Source organism: Delftia sp. WSY_12, from assembly GCF_043104645.1.
Lineage (GTDB): Bacteria > Pseudomonadota > Gammaproteobacteria > Burkholderiales > Burkholderiaceae_C > Comamonas > Comamonas tsuruhatensis.
Window position 1 is genome coordinate 90,744 of sequence record NZ_JBICKW010000034.1, and the last position, 25,696, is coordinate 116,439.

At 68.0% G+C, this 25,696-nt stretch carries 28 protein-coding genes; 18 read left to right on the forward strand and 10 right to left on the reverse strand.

Annotation, left to right across the window (positions count from 1 at the left end):
- Positions 1-24 precede the first annotated feature (24 nt).
- On the reverse strand, positions 25-723 hold the full coding sequence (gene hda / locus ACF8LI_RS20670; RefSeq protein ID WP_026062235.1) for a DnaA regulatory inactivator Hda: 699 nt from the start codon (positions 721-723) through the stop codon (positions 25-27).
- 323 nt (positions 724-1,046) lie between these two features.
- Here hda and purM point away from each other — a divergent pair, with 323 nt between their 5' ends.
- Positions 1,047-2,099, forward strand: a complete 1,053-nt coding sequence (gene purM / locus ACF8LI_RS20675; RefSeq protein ID WP_074921603.1) for a phosphoribosylformylglycinamidine cyclo-ligase — start codon at positions 1,047-1,049, stop codon at positions 2,097-2,099.
- Positions 2,100-2,116: 17 nt separating this feature from the next.
- A complete protein-coding gene (locus ACF8LI_RS20680; RefSeq protein WP_016448979.1) occupies positions 2,117-3,175 on the forward strand; it encodes an AI-2E family transporter in 1,059 nt (352 codons plus the stop codon).
- 19 nt (positions 3,176-3,194) lie between these two features.
- On the opposite strand, the gene ACF8LI_RS20685 is transcribed toward ACF8LI_RS20680, so the two are convergent.
- Both ACF8LI_RS20685 and murJ read right to left on the reverse strand, forming a co-directional pair.
- A complete protein-coding gene (locus ACF8LI_RS20685) occupies positions 3,195-4,040 on the reverse strand; it encodes a SirB1 family protein (protein WP_016448980.1) in 846 nt (281 codons plus the stop codon).
- Positions 4,041-4,090: 50 nt separating this feature from the next.
- Positions 4,091-5,656: a murein biosynthesis integral membrane protein MurJ gene (murJ, locus tag ACF8LI_RS20690; protein WP_016452589.1), complete on the reverse strand. Its 1,566-nt coding sequence runs from the start codon at positions 5,654-5,656 to the stop codon at positions 4,091-4,093.
- Positions 5,657-5,837: 181 nt separating this feature from the next.
- Here murJ and rpsT point away from each other — a divergent pair, with 181 nt between their 5' ends.
- Positions 5,838-6,137, forward strand: coding sequence for a 30S ribosomal protein S20 (gene rpsT / locus ACF8LI_RS20695; RefSeq protein ID WP_016448982.1), 300 nt, complete (start codon positions 5,838-5,840; stop codon positions 6,135-6,137).
- Positions 6,138-6,374: 237 nt separating this feature from the next.
- Here the strand turns inward: rpsT and ACF8LI_RS20700 are convergent, their stop codons facing one another.
- Positions 6,375-6,692, reverse strand: coding sequence for a DUF3579 domain-containing protein (locus ACF8LI_RS20700; protein WP_012204103.1), 318 nt, complete (start codon positions 6,690-6,692; stop codon positions 6,375-6,377).
- Positions 6,693-7,041: 349 nt separating this feature from the next.
- Between ACF8LI_RS20700 and ACF8LI_RS20705 the strand changes: the two genes are divergently transcribed.
- The 4 genes from ACF8LI_RS20705 to ACF8LI_RS20720 all read left to right on the forward strand — a co-directional run bounded on the left by ACF8LI_RS20705 (position 7,042) and on the right by ACF8LI_RS20720 (position 9,883).
- Complete coding sequence (locus ACF8LI_RS20705) at positions 7,042-8,238, forward strand: aspartate aminotransferase family protein (RefSeq protein ID WP_312840152.1); 1,197 nt, start codon at positions 7,042-7,044, stop codon at positions 8,236-8,238.
- 10 nt (positions 8,239-8,248) lie between these two features.
- On the forward strand, positions 8,249-9,181 hold the full coding sequence (gene argF, locus ACF8LI_RS20710; protein ID WP_016448984.1) for an ornithine carbamoyltransferase: 933 nt from the start codon (positions 8,249-8,251) through the stop codon (positions 9,179-9,181).
- 41 nt (positions 9,182-9,222) lie between these two features.
- Positions 9,223-9,441 carry a hypothetical protein gene (locus ACF8LI_RS20715; protein WP_016448985.1) on the forward strand — a complete coding sequence of 73 codons (219 nt, stop codon included), beginning with the start codon at positions 9,223-9,225 and terminating at the stop codon, positions 9,439-9,441.
- 94 nt (positions 9,442-9,535) lie between these two features.
- Positions 9,536-9,883 carry a YkgJ family cysteine cluster protein gene (locus ACF8LI_RS20720; protein ID WP_016448986.1) on the forward strand — a complete coding sequence of 116 codons (348 nt, stop codon included), beginning with the start codon at positions 9,536-9,538 and terminating at the stop codon, positions 9,881-9,883.
- A 50-nt stretch (positions 9,884-9,933) separates the two neighbouring features.
- On the opposite strand, the gene ACF8LI_RS20725 is transcribed toward ACF8LI_RS20720, so the two are convergent.
- From ACF8LI_RS20725 to ACF8LI_RS20735, 3 genes are read right to left on the reverse strand one after another with little or no spacing between them, the layout of a single operon-like run.
- On the reverse strand, positions 9,934-10,128 hold the full coding sequence (locus ACF8LI_RS20725) for a hypothetical protein (protein ID WP_016448987.1): 195 nt from the start codon (positions 10,126-10,128) through the stop codon (positions 9,934-9,936).
- Positions 10,129-10,142: 14 nt separating this feature from the next.
- Positions 10,143-12,086, reverse strand: coding sequence for a ferrous iron transporter B (locus ACF8LI_RS20730; protein ID WP_074921604.1), 1,944 nt, complete (start codon positions 12,084-12,086; stop codon positions 10,143-10,145).
- Entirely contained in the window at positions 12,083-12,439 is a 357-nt protein-coding gene (locus tag ACF8LI_RS20735) for a FeoA family protein (RefSeq protein ID WP_016448989.1), read from the reverse strand. Before ACF8LI_RS20735 ends, ACF8LI_RS20730 begins: the two co-directional genes overlap by 4 nt.
- A gap of 195 nt (positions 12,440-12,634) precedes the next feature.
- Between ACF8LI_RS20735 and ACF8LI_RS20740 the strand changes: the two genes are divergently transcribed.
- Positions 12,635-12,955 (forward strand): YkgJ family cysteine cluster protein, encoded by a 321-nt coding sequence (locus ACF8LI_RS20740; protein WP_026062772.1) that lies wholly within the window; start codon positions 12,635-12,637, stop codon positions 12,953-12,955.
- Between the two features lie 24 nt (positions 12,956-12,979).
- On the opposite strand, the gene ACF8LI_RS20745 is transcribed toward ACF8LI_RS20740, so the two are convergent.
- Positions 12,980-13,450 carry an Lrp/AsnC family transcriptional regulator gene (locus ACF8LI_RS20745; protein ID WP_016448991.1) on the reverse strand — a complete coding sequence of 157 codons (471 nt, stop codon included), beginning with the start codon at positions 13,448-13,450 and terminating at the stop codon, positions 12,980-12,982.
- 138 nt (positions 13,451-13,588) lie between these two features.
- Between ACF8LI_RS20745 and ACF8LI_RS20750 the strand changes: the two genes are divergently transcribed.
- From ACF8LI_RS20750 to kynU, 9 genes are all read left to right on the forward strand, one after another.
- Positions 13,589-15,022: an amino acid permease gene (locus tag ACF8LI_RS20750; RefSeq protein ID WP_034365342.1), complete on the forward strand. Its 1,434-nt coding sequence runs from the start codon at positions 13,589-13,591 to the stop codon at positions 15,020-15,022.
- Between the two features lie 75 nt (positions 15,023-15,097).
- Positions 15,098-16,303: an amino acid aminotransferase gene (locus tag ACF8LI_RS20755; RefSeq protein ID WP_312840179.1), complete on the forward strand. Its 1,206-nt coding sequence runs from the start codon at positions 15,098-15,100 to the stop codon at positions 16,301-16,303.
- Positions 16,300-17,160 (forward strand): tryptophan 2,3-dioxygenase, encoded by an 861-nt coding sequence (gene kynA / locus ACF8LI_RS20760; protein ID WP_012204093.1) that lies wholly within the window; start codon positions 16,300-16,302, stop codon positions 17,158-17,160. The genes ACF8LI_RS20755 and kynA (ACF8LI_RS20760) overlap by 4 nt, the downstream gene beginning before the upstream one ends.
- Before the next feature lie 176 nt (positions 17,161-17,336).
- The gene (locus ACF8LI_RS20765; protein ID WP_016452594.1) at positions 17,337-17,714 is read left to right on the forward strand and encodes a RidA family protein; all 378 of its coding nucleotides are present in this window, start codon (positions 17,337-17,339) and stop codon (positions 17,712-17,714) included.
- Positions 17,715-17,819: 105 nt separating this feature from the next.
- Positions 17,820-18,440, forward strand: coding sequence for a LysE family translocator (locus ACF8LI_RS20770; protein WP_034365336.1), 621 nt, complete (start codon positions 17,820-17,822; stop codon positions 18,438-18,440).
- A 12-nt stretch (positions 18,441-18,452) separates the two neighbouring features.
- Positions 18,453-19,238 carry an AraC family transcriptional regulator gene (locus ACF8LI_RS20775; RefSeq protein WP_252652454.1) on the forward strand — a complete coding sequence of 262 codons (786 nt, stop codon included), beginning with the start codon at positions 18,453-18,455 and terminating at the stop codon, positions 19,236-19,238.
- 99 nt (positions 19,239-19,337) lie between these two features.
- Positions 19,338-20,735, forward strand: coding sequence for an amino acid permease (locus tag ACF8LI_RS20780; protein ID WP_016448996.1), 1,398 nt, complete (start codon positions 19,338-19,340; stop codon positions 20,733-20,735).
- A 4-nt stretch (positions 20,736-20,739) separates the two neighbouring features.
- On the forward strand, positions 20,740-21,369 hold the full coding sequence (gene kynB, locus ACF8LI_RS20785; protein WP_203399830.1) for an arylformamidase: 630 nt from the start codon (positions 20,740-20,742) through the stop codon (positions 21,367-21,369).
- 52 nt (positions 21,370-21,421) lie between these two features.
- Positions 21,422-22,726, forward strand: a complete 1,305-nt coding sequence (gene kynU, locus ACF8LI_RS20790; RefSeq protein ID WP_016448998.1) for a kynureninase — start codon at positions 21,422-21,424, stop codon at positions 22,724-22,726.
- A gap of 17 nt (positions 22,727-22,743) precedes the next feature.
- On the opposite strand, the gene ACF8LI_RS20795 is transcribed toward kynU, so the two are convergent.
- Together ACF8LI_RS20795 and ada are read right to left on the reverse strand one after the other, a co-directional pair.
- Positions 22,744-23,748 (reverse strand): DNA-3-methyladenine glycosylase 2 family protein, encoded by a 1,005-nt coding sequence (locus ACF8LI_RS20795; RefSeq protein WP_312840150.1) that lies wholly within the window; start codon positions 23,746-23,748, stop codon positions 22,744-22,746.
- Positions 23,745-24,653: a bifunctional DNA-binding transcriptional regulator/O6-methylguanine-DNA methyltransferase Ada gene (ada, locus tag ACF8LI_RS20800; RefSeq protein ID WP_016449000.1), complete on the reverse strand. Its 909-nt coding sequence runs from the start codon at positions 24,651-24,653 to the stop codon at positions 23,745-23,747. Before ada ends, ACF8LI_RS20795 begins: the two co-directional genes overlap by 4 nt.
- A gap of 163 nt (positions 24,654-24,816) precedes the next feature.
- Between ada and kynA (ACF8LI_RS20805) the strand changes: the two genes are divergently transcribed.
- Positions 24,817-25,692, forward strand: coding sequence for a tryptophan 2,3-dioxygenase (gene kynA, locus ACF8LI_RS20805; protein WP_034365327.1), 876 nt, complete (start codon positions 24,817-24,819; stop codon positions 25,690-25,692).
- The last annotated feature ends 4 nt before the right edge of the window (positions 25,693-25,696 follow it).

Sequence of the window (25,696 nt, forward strand, 5' to 3'; positions counted from 1 at the left end):
CCCTGCCCACAAGAAAATGCGGGCTCATTCGGTTTCCAGCATCGTCTTGAGCAACGGAATGGTGATGGCGCGCTTGTTGCGCAGCGCAAAGCCGTCGAGCATGTCGAGCAGCTGCATCAGGCTGCCCAGGTCACGCGAGAAGCGCTTGAGCATGTAGTCCATCACATCGTCGCCCAGAAAAACGCCACGGGCATCGGCCTCCTGGCGCAGCACCGCGCGGCGCGCGGTTTCGTCGAGCAGCTGCAGCTGGAACACATGGCCCCAGCCCAGCCGCGTGCGCAGATCCTCGCGCAGCTTGAGGTCTGCCGGCGGCAGCGGGCCGGCCCCCAGCACCCAGCGCGGCGAGCCCGTGGCCGGGCTCGTCGCATTCACAAACCAGTTGAAGGCCCGCGCCTGCTGCAGCGGAGTGTAGATGTCCACATCGTCCATCAGCACCGCCGCCCAGCGCTCGTCGAAGGGCGGCGGGAACAGGGTGGAGGCATCCATCCAGCCCACCATGGCACCCTGCTCGCGCAGGGCCTCGCGCACGGCCTTGAGCAGATGGGTCTTGCCCGAGCCCGATTCGCCCCAAAGATAAGTGGGCACTGGCGTGCGGGCCGTCTGCATGCGGCCATCGCCCACCCAATGGCGCAAATGATCGATCACCGCGGCATTGGGGCCGACGAAAAAGCGCGACAGCGTCGGGCTCGACGCCATGCTGATATCCAGAGCCAGCTGCTTCATCTGCGACATACGCGCAGCGCCCCCTTTCCTGTGTCCAGGCGGGTCCATGCGGCAAAAGCAGGCAAAGGAATCGGCAACGGCATTGGGTTGATAGCAAAGACAGGCCCGCCCTGCCGCAGCGCTGCGGCAAGGCGGGCGACGCCGGGGCGTTCCCGGGCGCAACAGGGATTTTAGTCTGCGCGGCGCACGGCACGGCGGCAGCCGGCCCGCTTGTGCAACGAAAGCCCCCTCGAAGCCCACTGGCGCGCGCGCCTGCCGGCGGCCGGCGCCGTAGAATCCCGGGGTTCCAGCCCGGCCTCGGGCCTACCGCACCGTACCCATCCATGAGCTCTTCTGCCCCCTCCTCTACCCCGATCTCCTACAAAGACGCCGGCGTCGACATCGTCGCTGGCGACGCGCTGGTCGAGCGCATCAAGCCGCTGGCCAAGAAGACCATGCGCGAAGGCGTGATGGCCGGCATCGGAGGCTTCGGCGCCCTGTTCGAGGTGCCCAAGCGCTACAAGGAGCCCGTGCTGGTCTCGGGCACCGACGGCGTGGGCACCAAGCTCAAGCTGGCCTTCGAGTGGAACATGCACGACACCGTCGGCATCGACCTGGTGGCCATGAGCGTCAACGACGTGCTGGTCCAGGGCGCCGAGCCCCTGTTCTTCCTCGACTACTTCGCCTGCGGCAAGCTGGACGTGGACACGGCCGCTGCCGTGGTAGGCGGCATTGCGCGCGGCTGCGAGCTGTCGGGCTGCGCACTGATCGGCGGTGAAACCGCCGAAATGCCCGGCATGTACCCGGCCGGCGAATACGATCTGGCCGGCTTTGCCGTCGGCGCCGTCGAAAAGTCCAAGATCCTCACGGGCCAGAGCGTGGCTGCTGGCGACGTGGTGCTGGGACTGGCCTCGGCCGGCGTGCACTCCAACGGTTTCTCCCTGGTGCGCAAGTGCATCGAGCGCGCCGAAAGCCAGGGCAGCCTGCCCGACACGCTGGACGGCAAGCCGTTCAAGCAGGCCATCATGGAACCCACGCGCCTGTACGTGAAGAACGTGCTGGCGGCGCTGGAGCAGCACCCCATCAAGGCGCTGGCCCACATCACGGGCGGCGGCCTGCTGGAGAACATCCCCCGCGTGCTGCCCGAAGGCCTGGCCGCCCACCTGGATGCCGGCAGCTGGCCCCAGACCGAGCTGTTCGCCTGGCTGCAGAAGACGGCCGGCATCGATGCCGTGGAAATGAACCGCACCTTCAACAACGGCATCGGCATGGTCGTTGTCGTGCCCGCCGAGGCTGCCGAAGCCACGGCCGCCACGCTCGCGAAGCTGGGCGAGACGGTCCACACCATCGGACGCATCGCCGCACGCGGCGAGGGCGAGCCTGTCGAGGTCCGCTGACCACGGGCCCGCAGCGCATGACCCAGCACCTGCCCTCGCCCATCATCTCCCCGCAGCCCGCGCCCACGCGCGGCGTGACGCTGTCCAGCTATGTGCTGATGGCCGGCGCCCTGCTGCTGATCATGTGGCAGGGGCTGCTGCCGGGCATGCTGTGCGTCTGCGTGGGCTTTCTGGTCACGCGCGCGCTTGCCGGGCTGCTGTCACGCGCCCAGCCCAAGTCCCGGCGCGGCTCGCTGCCGCGCTGGACGCAACTGGTGGCAGCCACCATCGTCATTCTTGCGCCGCTGGCCCTGCTCAGCGGCGCGCTGTCGCACACGCGCACCTACATCACCGACGCGCCGCAGCAGTACCGCGAGCTGCTCGACTATCTGGCGCACACGGTGCTGGAGCTGCGTGACAAGCTGCCGGCCGACATGGCCGACCAGCTGCCGGACGGCGCACAGGAAATCCAGCACCTGCTGGCCAGCTACCTGGCCGCCAAGGCCGGCGCCCTGGCCCATGCGGGCCGCGCCTGGCTCACCGGCCTGCTCTATGCCTACGTGGGCCTGATCATCGGCGCCCTGGCCGCCGTGCGTCCCATGGTCACGCGCCGCCCGCCCCTGGTGGCAGCGCTGCGCGAGCGCATCCGGCTCATGGGACTGGCCTTCCGCCAGATCGTGGCGGCCCAGTTCTGGATTGCGGCCTTCAATACCTTTCTCACGGCCATCTTCCTTCTGGGCGTGCTGCCGCACTGGAACCTGACCCTGCCCTACACGCCAGCCCTGATCACGCTGACCTTCATTGCAGGCCTGGTGCCCATCGTGGGCAACCTGCTGTGCAATGCGGTGATCACCATCGTGGGCCTGTCGGTGTCCCCTGTGGCCGCCGCCGCCTGCCTGGGCTTTCTGATCCTGATCCACAAGGCCGAGTACGTGATCAACGCCAAGGTCGTGGGCCAGCGCACGCACATGGGCGTATGGGAGCTGCTGGCGGTGATGTTCGTGGCCGAATCGGTGTTCGGCCCTGCAGGCCTGGTGGCGGCTCCGCTGTTCTACGCCTATCTCAAGAAAGAGCTGGAAGCCGTCCGGCTGGTCTGATCAGCCCACGCGCGGGCGGCTACAGCCCTCTCAGCCGCCGGATCACCTCGCGCACGGCCACGGCCTGCGCGCCCTGCTGGGACTGCAGGAAGCGCTCCAGGTCTTCAAGCGCACGCTCGGTCACCCCCCATTGCGCATAGGCCAGCCCCCGGTCCCGCAGGATCTCGGGCATGTCGGGCCGCAGCACGGCCAGCCGGTTGAGCACGGCCACCAGCAGCGGCCAGTCGCGCCGGGCATGGTGGATTTCCTGCAGGTTGCGCAGCATGCGCTCCAGAACGTCGCGCGGCGAGGCGCCCTGCAGGTACATGCCCAGCGGAGCGGCCTCTTCGGCCGACAGGCCCGCGCTCTGCCAGAAGGGCTCCAGCCGCTCGGCCAGGCTGTTGGCCGAAAAGGACTCGCCACTCAACGGGTCCATCACCACCTGCCCCTGGGGCAGGCGCATCTTGACCAGGAAATGGCCGGGAAAGCTCACGCCCTGCGCCGGCAGATCGATGGCCGCAGCCAGCTCCAGCCAGATCAGCGCCACACTGATGGGAATGCCGCGCCGCGTCTGCAGCACATGATGGATGTAGCTGTTGGCGGGGTCGTAGTAGTCGTTGAGATTGCCGCCAAAGCCCAGCTCGCCGTAGAAGAACTGGTTGAGTCCGCGCAGGCACTGCAGCGGATCGGTTTCGCCAGCCAGGCGCTGGACCAGGCGCACCTGCAGCCGGTCCAGTTCGGCGCTGGCCGCCTGCAGGTCGAGATCGGGCACGGCATCCTGGGCGATGCTGATTGCCGCCTCCATCAGCGGCAGGTGTTCATCGCTTTGCACCAGCGCTGCAAAGTATTGCAGGGCCGTTGGCGTGTCGTCGTAGCTCCAGCTCATGATGCCTTGTGAATTTGCAGCGCCCAGGCCTGCAATTATGCGGGTTCGGGCTAGCGCCGCAGCAGTGCCCGCAGCTTGAGCCCGGCTGCCCACAGCGCGCCAAAGTACAGCAGGGCCGAGGCCGCCATCAGGCCGGCAAGCAGGCCCACGCGCTGCCATCCGTTGGCACGCAGCGCAATCCAGTCGAAATGCTGGCTTCCCCAGGTCAGCAGCACGGCCAGCAGACTGCTGGCCGCAATCACCTGCAAGGCCAGCCGCCCCCAGCCGGGCTTGGGACGGTAGACGCCCCGGCGCAGCAGCCCCCACAGCAGCCAGCCCGCATTGACCAGGGCCGCCAGGCCGATGGACAGCGCCAGACCCGTATGCGCCATGAAGGGCACCAGCACCAGGTTGAGCAGCTGGGTGATGATCAGCACCACGATGGCGATCTTGACGGGCGTGCGGATGTCCTGGCTTGCGTAGTAGCCGGGCGCCAGCACCTTGATGGCCACCAGGCCCACCAGGCCGGCGCCGTAGCCCACCAGCGCCAGCGCGATCTGGCCCACATCGCTGTCCTGCAGCGCGCCACGGTGGAACAGCGTGGCCACGAGCGGCTCGGCGAAAGTGAGCAGCCCCACCGCGCAGGGCACGGAAAACAGCACCACCAGGCGCAGCCCCCAGTCCAGCATGGCCGAGTAGCGCTCCGAGTCGTCGGCCGCCTTGGCCGCGGCCAGCTGGGGCGTGAGCACCACGCCCAGCGCCACGCCCAGCAGCGCCGTCGGAAACTCCATGAGCCGGTCGGCATAGAACAGCCAGGTCACGCTGCCCGGCTGCAGATAGGAGGCGATCTGGGTGTTGATCATCAGCGAGACCTGGGCCACGCCCACGCCCAGCAGCGCCGGCGCCATCAGCCTGAGGATGCGGCGCACGCCGGCCTCTTGCCAAGCCTGGCGCAAGGCGGCTGGAGAAAACCCGATGCGCGGCAGCAGGCCCAGGCCTGCCAGCGCCGGCAGCTGTACCGCCAGCTGCAGCACGCCGCCCAGCATCACACCGCCGGCCATGGCATAGATGGGCTCTATGCCGCGCGCCTGCAGCCAGGGTGCACCCCAGAAGGCGGCGGCAATCATGGCCAGGTTCAGCAGCACGGGCGTGGCGGCCGAGACGGCAAAGCGCCGCCAGGTATTGAGCACGCCGGACGACAGCGCCACCAGCGACATGAAGCCGATGTAGGGGAACATCCAGCGCGTCATCAGCACGGCTGCGTCATAGCCTTCGGGCGACTGGCGCAGGCCGCTGGCCAGCAGCCAGACCAGCAGTGGCGCGCCGACCACGCCCAGCACGCAGGTCACGAGCAGCACCCAGAACAGCAGCGTGGCCACATGGGAGATCAGCCTGCGCGTGGCCTCCTCCCCCTCCTTGGCCTTGCTGGCGGCCAGCACCGGCACAAAGGCCTGGCTGAAGGCGCCTTCGGCGAACAGGCGCCGGAAGAGATTGGGAATCCTGAACGCGACATTGAACGCATCGGTCAGCGCATTGGCTCCGAACATGGAGGCCATGAGCAGATCGCGCACCAGCCCGGTGATACGGGAGGCCAGCGTCAGCAGGGAAACGGTGGAGGCGGCTTTGAACAGTGACACCGTGGGGAGTGTATGCGCTGGCACGGCCACCGCAGTTGCGTGCCAGGGCGGGCCGGACGGCTCTTGCACTCCGTTGCAACAGGCCCGATTGCGCGGCCTGGGGCCCACAGGCCCTGAAGGGACTGCATGCTATAATCCCGCGCTTCGCCGACAACATCCTCAGACACTAGGAATACATATCATGGCATCCAAGCCCGTAAAGAAGAACCCCCGCCTGGCATCCGGCCGCAAGCGCGCCCGCCAGGACGTCAAGCTCAACGCAGCCAACACTTCGCTGCGTTCCAAGTACCGCACCGCCGTCAAGAAGGTCGAGAAGGCCGTTCTGACTGGCGACAAGGCCAAGGCAACCGAACTGTTTGCCGCAGCCCAATCCGTTCTGGACACGATCGCCGACAAGGGCATCTTCCACAAGAACAAGGCCGCTCGCGACAAGAGCCGCCTGTCCGCCAAGGTCAAGGCCCTGGCAGCCCCCGCCGCCTAATCCACTTAGGCAACCGCACGGATGGCCCCGGCCATCTGCCGTTTGTAACGGGTGCGCTGTCAGCGAACGAGAAAACCGCCTTCGGGCGGTTTTTTTGTGCCTGGACAAAGGCGCCGCCGTCCGCATCGCACCGAAGGAAAAGCCCGTCTCCACCAGCAAAGCGCAGCCGAAAAAAAACGCACCCCAGGCGCGCTTCACATCGGGCGGGAACCGGCCCCGCAAAAAAAGAAGCCGGCCTCAGCGGGCCGGCTCGTCCGGTATCAGGCAGGCTTCGGCAACCTGCAGGTTGTTGTCCTTGGCGAAATTCAGGCAGAAATCCCAGGCCATGGGCTCGTAGTCGCGCAGGTCGCGATGCACGACCACGCACTTGACGCCGTTGAGCGTTGTGGGAACACACCAGGGCGAGTAGCTCAGGTGGCTGCCGCGCTGGGCACCACCGGGGCGGAACTGGCTCATGACGCCTGCCAGCCGCTCGGCCCAGTCGCTGGGCCGGAAAGTCTTGCCTTCGTGGGTGATGCCCTGGATGAACAGTTCTTTGCTGGAGGGAGAGACCATCAGGATGCGCACCAAAATACGACTTGTGCAACAAGGAGCAAAACAGGCGGCTTGCCAAGGGGCCCAGCACCTTGCCACTTCCTGTTTGCGCAAGTCCTTCAAAAAAGTCAGAGCCCGCAGACAGGATCGCTGCCGGCAGGCCAAGCAGGCATTTTATCTCTTATATAAGAGCTGGACCGTTGTGCAGCGCACTAACCAAGTGTGGCGTAGGTTCATTGCATGGCTGTGATGCGCAAACCGCAACGGTAGGCCATTGCGCGGCCCCTAGAATCGGGCTTCGCTGTTTTTCAGGCATCTGCGGCGGCAACGCCCGGATGCCGTTTACTTTCCAGCTCAGGAGATTTTTGCAATGACCGCTTTCATCGAGGCTGCCTCGCCCCACGTGATGAACACCTATGGCCGCGTACCGATCGCTCTGGAGCGAGGCCAGGGCTGCCGCGTGTGGGACGTCAACGGCAAGCAGTACCTCGATGCGCTGGGCGGCATTGCCGTGAATACGCTGGGCCACAACCACCCCAAGCTGGTGCCTGCGCTGCAGGACCAGGTGGCCAAGCTCATCCACACCTCCAACTACTACCATGTGCCCGGCCAGGAAACGCTGGCCAAGCTGCTGACCGAGCGCGCGAAGATGACCAATGTCTTCTTCTGCAGCACGGGCCTGGAGGCCAACGAGGCCGCCATCAAGATCGCGCGCAAGTACGGCGTGGACAAGGGCATCGCCAAGCCGGTGATCGTGGTCTACGAGCATGCCTTCCACGGCCGCTCCATCGCCACCATGACGGCCACGGGCAACCCCAAGGTGCGCGACGGCTTCGGCCCGCTGCTCGACGGCTTCCTGCGCGTGCCGGTCAATGACTTCGAAGCGCTGCAACAGGCCACGGCCGACAACCCCGACGTGGTGGCCGTGATGATGGAGCCCATCCAGGGCGAAGGCGGCCTGCACCCCATGCGCATCGAGTACATGCAGCAGGTGCGCGCCCTGTGCGATGCCAACGGCTGGCTGATGATGTTCGACGAAGTCCAGGCAGGCATGGGCCGCACGGGCAAGTGGTTCGCCCACCAGTGGGCCGGCATCGTCCCCGACGTGATGACCCTGGCCAAGGGCCTGGGCTCGGGCGTGCCCATCGGCGCCGTCGTCGCCCATGGCAAGGCGGCCACCGTGCTGCAGCCGGGCAACCACGGCTCCACCTTCGGCGGCAATCCGCTGGCCATGCGTGCGGGCATCGAAACCATCCGCATCATGGAAGAAGACGGCCTGCTGGCCCATGCCACCAAGGTGGGAGACCGCCTGAAGTCCACGCTGCAAAAGGAGCTGGCCGACGTCAAGGGCGTGGTCGATGTGCGCGGCCAGGGCCTGATCATCGGCATCGAGCTGAACAAGCCCTGCGGCGCCCTGCTGGGCCGTGGCGCCGAAGCCGGCCTGCTGTTCAGCGTGACCGCCGACACCGTGGTGCGCCTGGTGCCGCCGCTGATCATGACCGAGGCCGAGGCCGACGAAGTGGTCGCCAAGCTCAAGCCCCTGATCGTGCAATTCCTGTCCGAATGAGGACCTGCCTATGACTGCCATCAAGCACTATCTGCAGTTTTCCGACTTCACGGCCGACGAGTACGCCTATGTGCTCGAGCGCGCGGCCCTGATCAAGAAGAAGTTCAAGAACTACGAAAAGCACCACACGCTCAGCGACCGCACGCTGGCCATGATCTTCGAGAAGGCCAGCACGCGCACCCGCGTGAGCTTCGAGGCCGGCATGTACCAGCTCGGCGGCTCGGTGGTCCACCTGACCACGGGCGACAGCCAACTGGGCCGCGCCGAGCCCATCGAGGACAGCGCGCGCGTCATCAGCCGCATGACCGACCTGGTGATGATCCGCACCTACGGCCAGGACAAGATCGTGCGCTTTGCCGAGTACTCGCGCGTACCCGTCATCAACGGCCTGACCAACGAGTTCCACCCCTGCCAGATCCTGGCCGACATCTTCACCTTCATCGAGCACCGCGGCTCGATCCAGGGCAAGACCGTCGCCTGGGTCGGCGACGGCAACAACATGGCCAACACATGGCTGCAGGCGGCCGACCTGCTGGGCTTCACCGTCCACGTCAGCACGCCGGGCGGCTACGAAGTGGACGAGAAGCTGGCCTTTGGCGGCAAGGCGCCGCGCGAGGGCTGCTACAAGGTCTTCAAGGACCCGCTGGATGCCTGCAAGGGCGCCGACCTGGTGACCACCGACGTGTGGACCAGCATGGGCTACGAGGCCGAGAACGAGGCCCGCAAGAAGGCCTTCGCCGACTGGTGCGTGGATGCCGAGATGATGGCCGCCGCGCGTGCCGACGCCCTGTTCATGCACTGCCTGCCCGCCCACCGTGGCGAGGAAGTGCAGGCCGAGGTCATCGACGGGCCGCAGTCCGTGGTCTGGGATGAGGCAGAGAACCGGATGCACGTGCAAAAGGCACTGATGGAGTACCTGCTGCTGGGCCGCCAGCCGGGCTGATCACGCCCACTCCTTTGGCCCAGGCGCATTCCCCCACACCCATGCACCTGAGCCACGAACACTCCAGACACCGCCTGCAGGCCAAGCGCCCCCAGGCGGTGTTTCCGTTGGGCGGCTGCGCATTGCGCCATCCGCACATTGCACGCCATACGCGCGTGCCCTCCTTCTTCGGGCCGCGCCGGCATTTCGCGGCCCGGGTGCGTGCGCTGTTCGTGCGCATCCACACCTTCTATCTGAAGTTCCTCCAGGGCCATACCTAGGGCCGCACCTCCTCTTCCCAGCCTTATGCGCCGCCCCGGGCACCGGGCGCGGCAAGCCTGTGCGTGCCCTGCTGTCTCCCGAAGAAGAACTTCCATGTCCGAAGCCCTGCATCCCTGCCTGAACTGCGGCGTCTGCTGCGAACACTTCCGTGTCGAATTTTCCGTCTACGAGCTGCGCTCCATGGGCGGCACCGTTCCCGATGAACTGGCCCATGAGGTCCACGGCAACCGCTGGCGCATGAACGGCACCGAGCGCCGCCCCGTGCGCTGCACGGCCCTCACGGGCCGCTGCGGCGAACAGGTGGCATGCAGCATCTACGAGCAGCGCTCATCGACCTGCCGGGAATTCGAGATGGGCACGGACCGCTGCAACGCTGCGCGCCTGGCGCATGGCCTGCCTGCGCTGGATGACGGCGCCCGCATCTGGCTGGCCGCTGCCTGAGCGTGCAACCGGCCGGCGGCCCGGCGACCGGCCTGGCGACCGATCTGGCGCTATGGCTGGCGCCTGTCCGGTGCGCAGCTGTCTCCGCCGCAGGCGCTGCAGCCGCCGCAGCCGCCCCCGTCCTTGGGCGCCAGCGACGGATGCAGCTGACCGGCCTTCAGCCGCCAACGCGCCGGCAGGTAGCGCCAGACCAGGGACACGGCCGCCACCACCACGATCACGCCCACGATGATGTTTTGCCACATGCTCAATGCCCTCCTCAGCCCGCGCCCAGCGCGAGGGCCACGCGGTAGGTGATGAAGCTGGCCAGGTAGGCCAGCGCGAACAGGTAGCCCGTCATCAGCAGCGGATAGCGCCAGCCATTGGTCTCGCGCCGCACGGCCGCCAGCGTGGAAATGCACTGGGGCGCGAACACGAACCAGGCCAGCAGCGACAGCGCCGTGGCCAGGGACCAGGTATGGGCGATCAGCGGCCCCAGCTGCTCGGCCATGGCCTCGTCGCTGGCAGCGGACAGTGCATAGACCGTGCCCATGGCACTGACGGCCACTTCGCGCGCGGCCATGCCGGGCACCAGGGCGATGGCGATCTGCCAGTTGAAGCCGATCGGCGCCAGCACCACCTCCAGCCAGCCGCCGATGCGGCCTGCAAAGCTGTAGCGGATGGCCGCTTCGGTGACGCCATCGGGCGGCGCCGGGTAGCTGGCCAGAAACCACAGCACGATGCTCACGGTCAGGATGATGCCGCCGACGCGGCGCAGGAAGATCATGGCGCGCTCGTACAGGCCCAGGGCCAGGCTGCGCGGGCTGGGCCAGCGGTAGGAGGGCAGCTCCATCAGCAGCGGCGTGGGGCCGGCGCTGCGGCCCACCAGCTTGGCCACGCCGGCCACGGCCATGGCGCTGGCGATGCCGGCCACGTACAGCGCGAACAGCACCAGGCCCTGCAAATTGAAGATGCCGCCCACCGTGCGCTCGGGAATGAAGGCGCTGATCAGCAGCGCATAGACCGGCAGGCGCGCCGAGCAGGTCATCAGCGGCGCGATCATGATGGTCACCAGGCGGTCGCGCCAGCTGGTGATGGAGCGCGTGGCCATGATGCCGGGCACGGCGCAGGCGAAGCTGGACAGCAGCGGAATGAAGGAGCGGCCCGACAGGCCGACCTTGCCCATGATGCGGTCCAGCAAAAAGGCGGCACGCGGCAGGTAGCCCGAATCCTCGAGTGCAAGGATGAACAGGAACAGGATCAGGATCTGCGGCAGGAAGACCAGCACGGCGCCCGTGCCGGCGATCACGCCATCGGCCAGCAGGCTGCGCAGCGCGCCTTCGGGCATGTGCTCGTTGACCAGGGCCGAGACGGCCGAAACGCCGCCCTCGATGCCATCCATCAGCGGCTGTGCCCAGCTGAACACGGCCTGGAACATCAGGAACAGCGTGGCCGCCAGCAGCAGCATGCCCCACAGCGGGTGCAGCACCACGGCGTCGATGCGGTCGTCGCGCCGGGTGTCCACCACGGGCTCCTTGACGCAGTCGGCCATGATGCGGGCCACCTGCTGGTGCAGGGCCAGCACCTGCTCGCGCGCATCGCCCGGGCGGGCCGAGGCCTGCAGCTGCGGCGCCGCCAGGGCGCGGGCTTCGGGGCCGTCCAGCCATTGCAGCAGTTCGCGCGCGCCGTCCTGGCGCACGCCCACCGTGGACAGCACGGGCATGCCCAGGGCGCGTGACAGCGCCTCGCGGTCGATATCGATGCCCTGGCGCCTGGCCATGTCGCTCATGTTGAGCACCAGCAGCATGGGCAGGCCCAGGCGCTGGGCCTCCAGCACCAGGCGCAGGTTCAGGCGCAGATGGGTGGCGTCGGTGACGCAGACCAGCAGTTCGGGCGGCGCCTCGCGCGCATGGCGACCCGAGACGATGTCGCGCGTGATGCGCTCATCCTCGCTGTGCGCATGCAGGCTGTAGGTGCCCGGCAGGTCCAGCACGCGCACGCGCCGGCCGCTGGCCGTGCTCAGCCAGCCTTCCTTGCGCTCCACGGTCACGCCCGCGTAGTTGGCCACCTTCTGGCGTGCGCCGGTCAGCAGGTTGAACAGCGCCGTCTTGCCGCAGTTGGGATTGCCCAGCAGGGCCAGGCGCAGTGCGGAATCACCGCTGCCGCCGCCGCCCTGGGCAGGCTGCAGCGGCTGAATGAGTTTGGGAGAGGACGACGCGCTCATGCCACCGCCTCCGGCGCCACGCGCACCAGGGCCGCCTCATGGCGGCGCAAAGCGAACGTGGTCTGGCCCACGCGCACGGCCAGCGGGTCGTCGCCCGGAAAGCCCGCGGCCAGGATGCGCACGGGCTCGCCGGGCAGAAAGCCGATCTCCATGAGCCGCAGCAGCAGTTCCTGCTCGCTGGCATCGCGTGCGGCATGGAGCTCGACCACGCGCGCCGATACCTGGCGGGGCAGGGCATCAAGGGTGATGGCCGTGGTGGCAGCAACGGCGGCAACGGCAGCGGAGGAGGACATGGGAGGCGCGGACAGCGTGGACGGAGCCGCAGCGTCCGTCGCGGGGTTCATCGAATGCATGGCGTGTTGTATCAATTGATTTTTATTCTCATTTTGATTTTGATCGAACCCGGGCGGCGGGACCGCGCATGGTATCGGAGTGCGGGACAGGGTTTTGCGTTCCCGGCTTTGCCCCCTGGCAGGCCCAGGCGGGCGGCGCGCGGCACAATGGCGGCCGACGCCGACACGGCCTTTGCGCACTCCCCTCCCCACGCCATGACCCATCCCTGCCTGAGCTGCGGCGCCTGCTGCGCATCGTTTCGCGTGGACTTTTCCGTGCACGAGTCGCAGGCGCAGGGCGGCCGCGTGCCAGCCGGGCTGGCCGAGGAAGTCACCGACCACACCTGCCGCATGCGCGGAACCGACTGGGCGCGTCCCCGCTGCGCGGCCCTGGTCGGCAAGGTGGGCGAGAAGGCCCATTGCGGCATCTATGAATGGCGCCCCTCGCCCTGCCGCGAGTTCGCCGCCGGCAGCGATGCCTGCAACCGCGTGCGCGTGCGCCATGGCATGCAGGCGCTGGACAGCGGCCTGCTCTAGCAGCCTGCCAGGCGCCACCAGCCGTCATTCCACCGGCAGCCCCGCCAACTGCCCCTTGAACTCCTGCAGCGAGAAATGCGTGTGCACCTGGCGCACGCCGGGCAGCCGGTGCAGGCGGCTGAGCAGCAGATCGGAATAGGCGTCGAGATCGCGCGCCACGACGACCAGCAGGAAGTCCTCCGGCCCCGAGATGCCATGGAACATCACGACCTCGGGAATGGCGCAGACCGCTTCCTGGAAATGGCGCGAGGACTCCTCGTTCTGGTGGTCTATACCCACCATCACGAAGGCCAGCACGCCAAAACCTATGGCGCGCCGGCTCAGCGCGGCGTGGTAGCCGGTGATCACGCCCTCGTCCTCCAGCCGCTTGATGCGCCGCCATGACGGTGACTGCGACAAATGCACACGCTGCGCCAGCTCACCCGAGGTCAGCCGCGCGTTGTCCTGCAGGGCGCGGATCAGCAGCCGGTCCGTTCTGTCGATGTCGATTGGCATAAACCACCTATGAATTCATGTTTCACAGAATAACTTATCCAAGATCAAGTCGATTTAGGGATAACTACTAAACGCCCCGCGAAGGCCGTCCATAGCATCCGCCTCCGAAGCCCCCCACAGCAACGGAGACAACAACCCATGCCAGCCTTCGAAGACATCGTCCAGCGCGAAGCCGGACTCAAACAGCAGCTGTCCGCCGGACAGATGACCATGATCGCCATCGGCGGTGCCGTCGGCACCGGCCTGTTCCTGGGCAGCGGCTTTGCCATCGGCTTTGCCGGGCCCAGCGTGCTGATCAGCTATGCCATCGGCGCAGTGATCTCGCTGCTGCTCATGGGCTGCCTGGCCGAGATGACGGTGGCCCACCCGACCTCGGGCTCGTTTGGCGCCTATGCCGAGCACTACATCAGCCCGATGGCCGGCTTCATGGTCCGCTATGCCTACTGGGCCTGCGTGGTGCTGGCCGTGGGCACCGAGGTGACGGCCGTGGGCCTGTACATGGGCTACTGGTTCCCCGAGGTGCCGCGCTGGGCCTGGGTGGTGATCTTCTCGGGCGCGCTCATCGGCGTGAACATGATGAGCGTCAAGGCCTTCGGCGCCGTGGAGTACAGCTTCTCCATGATCAAGATCATCGCCATCGCGGCCTTCATCGTGGTCGGCGCCTGGGTGGTGTTCGGCGCCCGTCCGGACGGCGTGGGCTTTGCCAACTACGTCAACAACGGCGGCTTCTTCCCCAACGGCCTGTGGGGGACCTGGGTGGGCGTGATCATCGCCATCTTCAGCTACCTGAGCATCGAGATGATCGCGGTGGCCGCCGGCGAGGCCAAGGACCCACAGCGCGCCGTCACCAGCGCCTTCCGCTCCACCATGGTGCGCCTGGTGGTGTTCTACCTGGCCACGATCGCGCTGATGCTGGCCATCGTGCCGTGGTCGGCCGCCGGCAAGGAGGGCAGCCCCTTCGTCAAGGTGATGGAGATCATCGGCCTGCCCGGCGCGGCCAGCGTGGTCAATTTCGTGGTGCTGGTGGCCGCCCTGTCGGCCATGAACAGCCAGCTGTACATCACCACCCGCATGATGTTCAGCCTCTCGCGCGCCGGCCATGCGCCCGCCGTGCTGGGCCGCGTGAACTCGCGCGGCGTGCCGCTGCCGGCGCTGCTGCTGTCGTGCCTGGGCATTGCCGTGGCCACCCTGTTCAACATCATCAATCCCGAGCAGTCCTTCATGCTGATGATGGCCGTGGCCATGTTCGGCGCCATGTTCACGTGGTTCATGATTTTCGTGACCCACCTGTTCTTCCGCATCCACTGGGTGCGCCAGGGCAACAAGCCGCTGGCCTTTCGCATGTGGGGCTTTCCGGTGCTGACGCTGCTGGGCGCGGCGCTGATGCTGGCCGCCCTGGTGTCCACGCTGTTCACCGACGTGTTCCGCCTGACCGTGCTCACGGGCCTGCCCTTTTTGCTGCTGCTGGCCGCCGTCTACGCCATCTGGTATCGCCGGCCGGCCGGCCAGCCCTCCCCTCAGACCCCAACCCAGACCCCAACATCCACCCAAGCCCAGGTTCCCGCCCGGTGACATCCGGCCTCCCGTTTCTCTCTCTGCCTTAGACACATGACGACTCTTGCCCCCCTCGATACCGCCCGCGCCTCGATGTTCAGCCACGTCCCGCCCTACCCCGGAGATCCCATCCTGTCGCTGATGGAGGCCTTCCAGCAGGACCCACGCGCCGACAAGGTCAGCCTGAGCATCGGCCTGTATTTCGACGAGGCCGGCCGCCTGCCCGTGCTGGACTGCGTGCGCCAGGCCGGCGATGCCCTGGCCCGCGAGCAAAGCCCCAGCGGCTACCTGCCCATCGAAGGCATTGCTCCCTACCGCCAGCTGGTGCAGGACCTGGTGTTCGGCGCTGGTCATGAGGCCGTGCGCAGTCAGCGCATCGCCACCGTGCAGACCCTGGGCGGCTCGGGCGCGCTCAAGCTGGGCGCGGACTTCATCCAGCACTATTTCCCCGGCGCCGAGGTCTGGCTCAGCGATCCCACCTGGGACAACCACCTGGCCATCTTTCAGGGCGCGGGACTGCGCACCCACAGCTATCCCTACTACGACGCGGCCACGGGCAGCCTGCGCTTCGACGCCATGCTGCAGACGCTGCGCGAACTGCCCTCGGGCAGCGTGGTGCTGCTGCATGCCAGCTGCCACAACCCCACGGGCGTGGACCTGTCGCGCGAGCAGTGGCAGCAACTGATCCCGGTGATCGTGGAGCGCGGCCTGATCCCCTTTGTGGACATGGCCTACCAGGGCTTTGGCGATGGGCTCGATGAAGACGCCTGGTCCGTGCGCGCCCTGGCCGACGCAGGCGCCCAGGCCTTCGTGGCCAATTCGTTTTCCAAGAACTTCTCGCTGTATGGCGAACGCGTGGGCGGCCTCAGCGTGGTCTGCAACGACGCGTCCACGGCCGGCAATGTGCTGGGCCAGCTCAAGGCCACGGTGCGCAGCAACTATTCCTCGCCGCCCACCCGTGGCGCGCGCCTGGTGCAGCAGGTGCTGGCATCGCCCGAACTGAGCGCCCAATGGGCGCAGGAGCTGGCGCAGATGCGCGGGCGCATCAAGGACATGCGCGCCCAGCTGCACGGCGCGCTGCATGAACGCTTTGGCGGGCGGCGCGACTTCGGCTTCCTGCTGACCCAGCGCGGCATGTTCAGCTACACAGGCATCACCGAGCCCCAGGTCCACCGCCTGCGCGACGAGCATGGCGTGTACCTGATCCGCTCGGGCCGCATGTGCATGTCGGGCCTGTCCGGCGCCAACGTGCAGTACGTGGCCGACGCCATTGCCACGGTGCTGGAGTCGCCGCAATGAGCGGCTGCCCCGTGCATGGCGGCCTGACCGAGCGCATCGTCGCCGAGGAAAGGGCGCAGCTGGATTTCAGCCAGTCCATGAGCTATGGCGACTACCTGCAGCTGGACGCCATCCTGGGCGCACAGCAACTGCTGTCGCCCACGCATGACGAGTTGCTGTTCATCATCCAGCACCAGACCAGCGAGCTGTGGATGAAGCTCATGCTGCACGAGCTGGGCGCGGCCACGGCCGCCGTGGCGGCCGACCGCCATGCAGATGCCTTCAAGATGCTGGCCCGCGTGAGCCGCATCATGGAGCAGTTGGTCGGCGCCTGGTCCGTGCTGGCCACCATGACGCCTACCGAGTACACGGCCATGCGCCCGTATCTCGCCAGCTCCAGCGGCTTCCAGAGCTACCAGTACCGCTGCATCGAGTTCGCGCTGGGCAACAAGAATGCCGCCATGCTCCAGCCCCATGCCCACCGGCCCGACCTGCTGGCCCGGGTGGATGCCGCTTGGCGCGCACCTTCCCTGTACGACGAGGCCCTGCGCCTGCTGGCACGCCAGGGGTTGGCCATTCCTGCCGGGCACCTGGAGCGCGACTGGACCCTGCCCTACACGGCCAGCCCCGAGGTCGAGGCCGCCTGGGCCCAGGTCTACCGCGACCCGCAGTCGCACTGGGACCTGTACCAGCTCGGCGAAAAGCTGGCCGACATCGAGGACGCCTTCCGCCTGTGGCGCTTTCGCCATGTGACCACGGTGGAGCGCGTCATCGGCTTCAAGCGCGGCACGGGCGGCACGGGCGGCGTCAGCTATCTGCGCAAGATGCTGGACGTGGTGCTGTTCCCCGAAATCTGGTCCGTGAGAACGAAACTGTGACCCCTGAGCGGCTTTGCCGCTTCCCCCGCTCTCGCTGCGCGGGCGCGGGACGACACCATCGCTGCGGGGCGGCGCGGCCGGCCTAGGCCCTTGCTCGGCGTCCGCCGATGGGCCGCGCCAAGTTTCCGGCGCAAGAACACCATGCCTTCGCATGTAGTCAAAACACAAGGAAATCCATGAAGCAAATCATCGACGTGGGACTGCCGCCGCTCAAGCAGCCCTTCTCCTGGGCCGTCAAGGCCAGCGGGCAGATGCTGTTCACGGCCCACGGCCCCGTGCGGCCCGACGGCAGCATCGACACCGGCCCCATCGGACAGCAGGCGCGCCTGACCTTCACCAACCTGCGCAACGCGCTGCAGGCCGCAGGCGGCACGCTGGCGCATGTGACCCAGGTGCTTATCTACATGACCGACGTGGCCGACATGCCGGCCATCGACGCCGTGTACCGCGAGTTCTTCGAGGCGCCCTATCCCAACCGCTCCAGCATGGGGATTTCGGCGCTGGTGGTGCCGGGCATGAAGCTGGAGATCGTGGCCTACGCCATGCTCCCCTAGAGGATGTGACGGACATGCCGGCGCCCCGCAATTGCGTTCAATACAGGGCCGGCGTGCGGGACGAGACTGCGGGCCTTGTGCAGTCCTGCGTCCGCGCGAAATCTCATGTCCTCCTCGCTGCTCGCCATGGGCGTCTTCACCCTCGTGGGCGCCATCACGCCAGGCCCCGTCAATGTGCTGGCCCTGCGCCACGGCGCAGCGCGCTCGCGCCTGGTCTCTGCCGCCTATGTGCTGGGCGCCAGCGCCAGCTATGCGGCCGTGGTCTGGGTCATGGGCCAGGGCGCACAGTGGCTGCTGCAGACGCTGCCGCAACTGTCTGCGGCCGCACAGTGGCTGTGCGCCGCCTATCTGCTGTGGCTGGCCTGGCGGCTGGCCAACGCGCCTGTGGGCCAGGCCGGTGCGCAGCAGCAGGCCGGATCGCAGCGCACGCTGCAGGCCTTGCTGCAAGCGCTGTTGCAGGGCACGGCCGTGCAGACGCTCAACCCCAAGGCCTGGCTGGTGGCGCTGGCCGGCGTGGGCCTGTTCGTGCTGCCCCATGCGAATGCGCCGTGGGCGCTGCTGCAGTTTTGCGCCATCTCGCTGCTGGCCTGCCTGGTGGGGGTCGGCAGCTGGGCGCTGCTGGGGCAGCTGCTTTCGGGCTGGCTGCGCACCGAACGCCGCCAGCGCCTGTTCCACCGCCTGCTGGCCCTGCTGCTGGTCGCCAGCGTGGCGGCCATGCTGGCATGATGGCTGGCCGCCATGACTTCAGCCTCTCCCCACCGATTCCACCGCCATCCGGCCGCTCCCTGGGCCGAGCTGCGCGACAGCGCGCGCTCGCCGCATTGCTTTCGGCTGCACATGCATGCCGAGTACTCGTTCGGCATCGTGGACGCGGGCCGCACCGTGTTCCACCATGCCCACGGCCCGCAGCCCGTGGAGGCGGGCGGCGTGGTGCTGATCGAGCCCGGCGCCTGGCATGCCTGCAATCCCGACCCCGGCGCGCCATGGTCCTACCGCATGCTGTTTGTCGATGCCGACTGGCTGCACGCGCGGCTGGGCGTGGCCGCGCTGCGCTTTCCCCGGCGCACGCTCACGGATGCGGACATCGCCCGCCTGGTGGATGGCCTGTGCCGCCCCGTCGATGGCGCGGCCGCCGCCGACCGCCTGGCCCTGGGCCTGGAGCACCTGCTGGACCGCTGTGCCCAGCCCGCAGCCTTGCCCCTGCCCGGCGATGCGGCGGCCCTGGCCCCCGCGCTGCAGCGCCTGCATGCAGGACCCGATGCAGGCCTGACCGTGCAGTCCCTGGCCCAGGAATGCGGCATGAGCGCCACGCGCTTCATCCGCCGCTTCAAGGCGGCCACGGGCATGACGCCCGGCAGCTACCGCCTGAACCTGCGCATCAACGGCGCGCGCCGCCTGCTGGCCACGGGGGCGGCGCTGTCCGATGCGGCCTATGCCATGGGCTTTGCCGACCAGGCCCACCTGCAGCGCGCCTTCAAGGCCCACCATGCGCTGACGCCGGGCTGCTACGCACGCGGAGCCTGAGCCGGACCCTCCCATGGTTTTGCAGCGGCCAGCCCGGGGCCGGCGGTGAAAGCGCAGATACTTACGCCTTCCGCTTTCAGCCCCCAACCGCCGCGCACCATGGCCGCCTTCCAAGACATTCAGCAACGAGAAACCGGCCTGCGCCAGCAGCTGTCCGCCGCCCAGATGGTGATGATCGCCATCGGAGGCGCCATCGGCACCGGCCTTTTCATGGGCAGCGCCTTCGCCATCGGATTCGCCGGCCCCAGCGTGCTGGTCAGCTACGCCATCGGCGCGCTGATCTCGCTGCTGCTCATGGGCTGCCTGGCCGAGATGACGGTGGCCCATCCGACCTCGGGCTCGTTCGGCGCCTATGCCGAGCACTACATCAGCCCGATGGCCGGCTTCATGGTCCGCTATGCCTACTGGGCCGCCGTGGTGCTGGCCGTGGGCATGGAGGTGACGGCCATAGGCATCTACATGGGCTACTGGTTCCCCGACGTGCCGCGCTGGATCTGGGTGGTGGTGTTCTCGGGCGCGCTGGTGGCCGTCAACGCCAGCAGCGTCAAGGCCTTCGGCCAGGTGGAGTACGGCTTTTCCATGGTCAAGATCATCGCCATCGTGGCCTTCATCCTGATCGGCGCCTGGGTGGTGTTCGGCTCGCAGCCCCAGGGCATCGGCTTTTTCAACTACACGGCCGATGGCGGCTTCTTCCCCAAGGGCCTGTGGGGCACCTGGGTGGCCGTGATCATCGCCATCTTCAGCTACCTGAGCCTGGAGGCCGTGGCCGTGGCGGCCGGCGAGGCCGAGGACCCCAAGCGCGCCATCACCCGGGCCTTTCGCACCACCATGGCGCGCCTGGTGATCTTCTACCTGCTGACGCTGGCGCTGATGCTGGCCATCGTGCCCTGGCAGCAGGCCGGCACGGACAAGAGCCCCTTCGTGAAGGTGATGGAGATCATCGGCATCCCGGGCGCTGCCAGCATCATCAACTTCGTGGTGCTGGTGGCCGCGCTGTCGGCCATGAACAGCCAGCTGTATGTGACCTCGCGCATGATGTTCAGCCTGTCGCGCGGCGGCTATGCGCCCTCGGTGTTCGGGCGGCTGAACAGCCGCGGCGTGCCCGTGGCGGCGATTGCCATCTCCTGCCTGGGCATTGCCGTGGCCGTGGCCGTGAACCTGTGGAAGCCCGAAGGCTCGCTGCTGTGGATGATGTCCGTGTCCATGTTCGGCGCCATGTTCACCTGGTTCATGATCTTCGTGACCCATCTGTTTTTCCGCGCGCGCTGGTCGCGCGAGCATCCGGGCCAGCGCCTGCAGTTCCGCATGTGGGGCTATCCGCTGTTCACGCTGGCCGGCGCCGCGCTGATGCTGGGCGTGATCGTCACCACCTATTTCACCGAGGTCTTCCACATGACGCTGCTCACGGGCCTGCCCTTCCTGGGCCTGCTGGCCCTGGTGTATGCGCTGTGGTACCGGCCGCGCGCACAGGCCGCCCGAACCGCCCCGAAGGAGTGAAACCATGACCCGCAGACTCTGGGACATCTCCCCGGCCGTGCAGGCCGCCAGCCCCGTCTTTCCCGGCGACACGGCCTACAGCCAGCAATGGTGCGCCACCATCGGGCCGGGCTGCCCGGTCAATGTCAGCGCCATCACGCTGTCGCCCCATGTGGGAGCGCATGCCGATGCACCGCTGCACTATGACGCCGACGGGGCATCCATCGGCAACGTGGATCTCGACGCCTTCCTCGGCCCCTGCCGCGTGATCCACGCCATCGGCAAGGGACCGCTGGTCGAATGGGAGCACATCGCCCACGCCGTGGAGCATCTTCCGGCACGCGTGCTGGTGCGCACCTACGAGCGCGCCCCCGCCACCTGGGACCAGGAACTGGCAGCCTATGCACCGGCCACGGTCGAGCGTCTGGCCGACCTGGGCGTGAAGCTCATCGGCATAGACACGGCCAGCATCGACCCGGCCAGCAGCAAGAGCCTGGACAGCCACCAGGTGATCCGCCGGCGCGGCCTGCGCGTGCTGGAGAACCTGGTGCTGGACGAGGTGGCCGAGGGCGACTACGAGCTCATCGCCCTGCCGCTCAAGCTGGTCGAGGCCGATGCCTCGCCCGTGCGCGCCGTGCTGCGTGCCCTGGCCTGATTCCCGGGCCGCACCTTTCGCCTTTCGCCTTTTCCATACCCAAGGAGACCCCGTGACGAGCCTGCAAGACTGCCTCACCCTCGATGCGCAAGACCCGCTGCGCGCCCTGCGCGACCAATTCACGCTGCCCGAAGGCGTGATCTACCTTGACGGCAATTCGCTGGGCGCCAGCCCCCGCGCCGCCGCCGCGCGCGTGGCCGAGGTGGTGCAGCAGGAATGGGCGCAGGGCCTGATCCGCTCGTGGAACGACGCCGGCTGGATCAGCCTGCCCCAGCGCCTGGGCGACCAGTTCGCCCCCTGGCTGGGCGTGGGCGCGGGCGAGCTGGTGTTCACCGACACGGCCTCCATCAACCTCTACAAGGTGCTGACGGCGGCGGCCCGCATCGCGCGCGAGGACGCTCCGCAGCGCAAGCGCCTGATCAGCGAGCGCAGCAACTTCCCCACCGACCTCTACATCGCCCAGTCGGTCTGCCAGGAATACGGCCTGGAGCTGGTGCTGCTCGAACCCGAGGAGATTGCCGGTGCGCTGACCGACGAGGTGGCCATCTGCATGCTCACCCATGTGAACTACCGCACGGGCGCCATGCACGACATGGCTGCCGTGACGGCTGCCGCGCAGGGCAAGGGCATTCTCTGCGTCTGGGACCTGTGCCACAGCGCGGGCGCCGTGCCTGTCGATCTCAAGGGCGCGAATGCCGACTTCGCCATCGGCTGCAGCTACAAGTACCTCAACGGCGGCCCCGGTGCGCCGGCCTTTGTCTGGGCCCATCCGCGCCTGATCAACCGCTTCTGGCAGCCGCTGTCGGGCTGGTTCGGCCATGCCGAGCCTTTCAAGTTCGTGCCGGACTACCACCCGGCCCAGGGCATACAGCGCTACCTGTGCGGCACCCAGCCCATGGTCAGCCTGAGCGTGCTGCAGTGCGGCCTGGACGTGTTCACGGCCGTGGAGCCGCTGGGCGGCATGGACGCGCTGCGCAACAAGTCGCTGGCACTGACCGACCTGTTCATCGCCCTGGTCGAGGAACGTTGCCAGGGCCACGGCCTGGGCCTGGCCACGCCGCGCGAGCACGGCCGGCGCGGCTCCCAGGTCTGCCTCACGCGCGAGGAAGGGCTGGGCGTGGACGGCAAGGACAGCGGCGCCTATGCCATCGTGCAGGCGCTGATCGCACGCGGCGTGATCGGCGACTTCCGCAAGGGAGACGGCACGGGCCTGCACAAGGACATCCTGCGCTTCGGCTTCACGCCGCTGTACGTGGGATTCGAAGATGTCTGGCATGCCGTGGAGCACCTGCGCCAGGTGCTGGAATCGGGCGAATGGCGCAAGCCGGAGTTCAACCGCGTCAATGCGGTGACCTGAAGCCTGGAGCCAGCCCTTCAGAACGCCGTGGACGACAGCGAGGCCCAGAGATGGGCCGCGACCAGGGCGCGCCAGGGCGCGAAGTCCCGCAGCCACAACTCGGTCTGCGCGGCGTCCACGGATTCCGTCTCCAGCAGCCGCGCCAGGGCGCGGCGCACGGCCACATCGCCGTGCAACGGGCCGTCCAGGTGGCCATAGCCGCGCAGCAGCATGTAGTTCACGGTCCACGGGCCGACGCCCTTGAGGGCCAGCAGCCGCCGGCTGATCTCGCTGGCGGGCAGCTCGGGCATGGCGGCCCAATCGTCCAGCGGCAGTTCGCCCGCCTGCACGGCATGCGCCAGCAGGCGCAGCGTATGGGTCTTGCTCCGGGAAAAGCCGGCCGCGCGCAGGTCGTCCTCGCTCAGCTGCGCCACCTGCGCGGCCTCCGGCATGCACCACAGCTGCTGCGGCGCGTCGGCATGGCCATCGTGCAGCGCCACCGGCTGGCCGGCTGCAGCGATCAGGCGGCGGCGCAGCGACACGGCTGCCGCCACGCTGATCTGCTGCCCGGTGACGGCCCAGCTCAGCGCCTCCCAGGGCGTGCAGGCCGCGGGCACATGCAGGCCCCGCTGGCGCGCCAGCAGCGGTCCCAGCCGCTCATGGCGGCCAAAGCGGCGCTCGAATTCGCCCACATCCTGGGACAGTCCGAACATGCGCCGCAGCATGGCGGCCAGCACATCGTCCATGCCGGTGATTGCGCCTGCACCGGCGGGCAGGCGCCATCGGGCCTGCACCACGGCCGCCTCTTCGCACTGCGGCGTCAGCTCCAGGGTGAGCAGCGTGGGAAGGCCTTTCCACATCAGGCCCTTGTGCATGCGGATGGTGCCGCCATCCTGCAGATCGCATTCGGACAGGCGCTGGGCATCGCGCCGGTGAAAGCCCCAGAACTCGGTCATGCGGTAGCCGGCCGGCAGCGTCAGTTGCTGCTGCGCCCGATAGGTCTGGCCGGTGCCACGCCCTCGCCCCTGCCCCTGCCCGCTCATGCGCTTCCTGCCTGGCGCAGCGGTGCGTGCCCAGCGTCCTTGCCAGACGCCTCCTGCGCCTGGCGCGCCTCGCGCAGCAGCAAGGCGCGCTTGCGCTCCACGCCCCAGCGGTAGCCGGAGATGCTGCCGTCGTTGCGCACCACGCGGTGGCAGGGCACGGCCACGGCAATGGGGTTGGCCGCGACGGCGCTGGCCACGGCCCGGGCACCCGTGGGCATGCCCAGGCGCAGGGCCAGTTCCGAATAGCTCAGCGTCTGCCCGGCGGGAATGGCGCACAGCGCCTGCCATACGCGCTGCTGGAAGGCCGTGCCCTGCACATCCAGCGGCAGTGCCAGGCCCCGGCGCGGCTGCTCGACCAGGGCCACGACCTGGGCCACGGTGTGCTCGAATCCGGCATCGCCGCCCACCAGTTCGGCCAGCGGAAAGCGCTGCTGCAGGTCCTGGACCAGGGCCTCGGCATCGTCGCCCAGCAGCACGCAGCACACGCCGCGATCGGTGCTGGCCACCAGGATGCTGCCCAGCGTGCATTCGGCCACCGCAAAGCGGATGGTCTGGCGCATGCCGCCGCGCCGGTAGTCACCGGGCGCCATGCCCAGCATGGCGCCTGCGTCGCGGTAGAAACTGCTGCTGGCCGCATAGCCGCTGAGGTAGGCGGCATCGGTGACCGAGTCGCTCTGGCCTGGCTGCAGCGCCTGGCGCAGCGCACGCGCGCGGTGCGCCTTGGCATAGGCCTTGGGCGTGAGGCCCGTGGCCTGCTTGAACAATCGGTGCAGCTGCCAGGGGCTCAGCCCCGAGCGTTCTGCCAGCGCGCCCAGGGCGGGGGGCGGCTCCTCGGTCTCCAGCCAGCGGCAGCATCGGGCCACCAGGGCAGCGGGGTTGGCAGGGGCATCGCTGGCTTGATTCATGGCTTGGTGGGACACGGCATGTCTTTCAGGGTCATCGGATGCCCTACTCTACGCAGCCCGGCGCGGACGCGCATCCCGCTTCTTGCAAGCCGCAGGATTGCTGCGCGGGATTCGGTTACGCTGCGCCCTGCATTTTCCGCATCGAGACTTGCGAGACTCCCACATGACCACCGAACACTCCGGCTGTCCCATGAACAGCCCCGGCCGCACCGAATCCATCGTCAAAGAGGAGCGCGCCCAGCTGGACTTCAGCCAGTCCATGAGCTATGGCGATTACCTGCACCTGGACCAGATCCTCACGGCCCAGCACCCGCTGTCGCCCGCGCATGACGAGATGCTGTTCATCATCCAGCACCAGACCAGCGAGCTGTGGATGAAGCTGATGCTGCACGAGGTCCGCGCCGCCACGGCCGCCATCGCCGGCGGCACGCGCGCCGACGCCTTCAAGATGCTGGCCCGCGTCAGCCGCATCATGGAGCAGCTGGTCAGCGCCTGGACCGTGCTGTCCACCATGACGCCGCCCGAGTACACGGCCATGCGTCCCTACCTGGCCAACTCCAGCGGCTTCCAGAGCTACCAGTACCGCTGCATCGAGTTTTCGCTGGGCAACAAGAACGCCGCCATGCTCCAGCCCCATGCCCACCGGCCCGACCTGCTGGCCCAGGTGGAGGCGGCATGGCGCTCGCCCTCGCTCTACGACGTGTCCCTGCAACTGCTGGCGCGCGAGGGCATCGAGGTGCCCGCCGACCGGCTGGAGCGCGACTGGACCCAGCCCTACGAGGCCAGCGAAGGCGTCAAGCAGGCCTGGATCACGGTCTACCGCGATCCCCACCAGCACTGGGACCTGTACCAGCTCGGCGAAAAGCTGGCCGACATCGAGGACGCCTTCCGCCTGTGGCGCTTCCGCCATCTGACCACGGTGGAGCGCGTCATCGGCTTCAAGCGCGGCACGGGCGGCACCGGCGGCGTCAGCTATTTGCGCAAGATGCTGGACGTGGTGCTGTTCCCCGAAATCTGGGCGCTGCGCACCGAGCTGTAAGAAC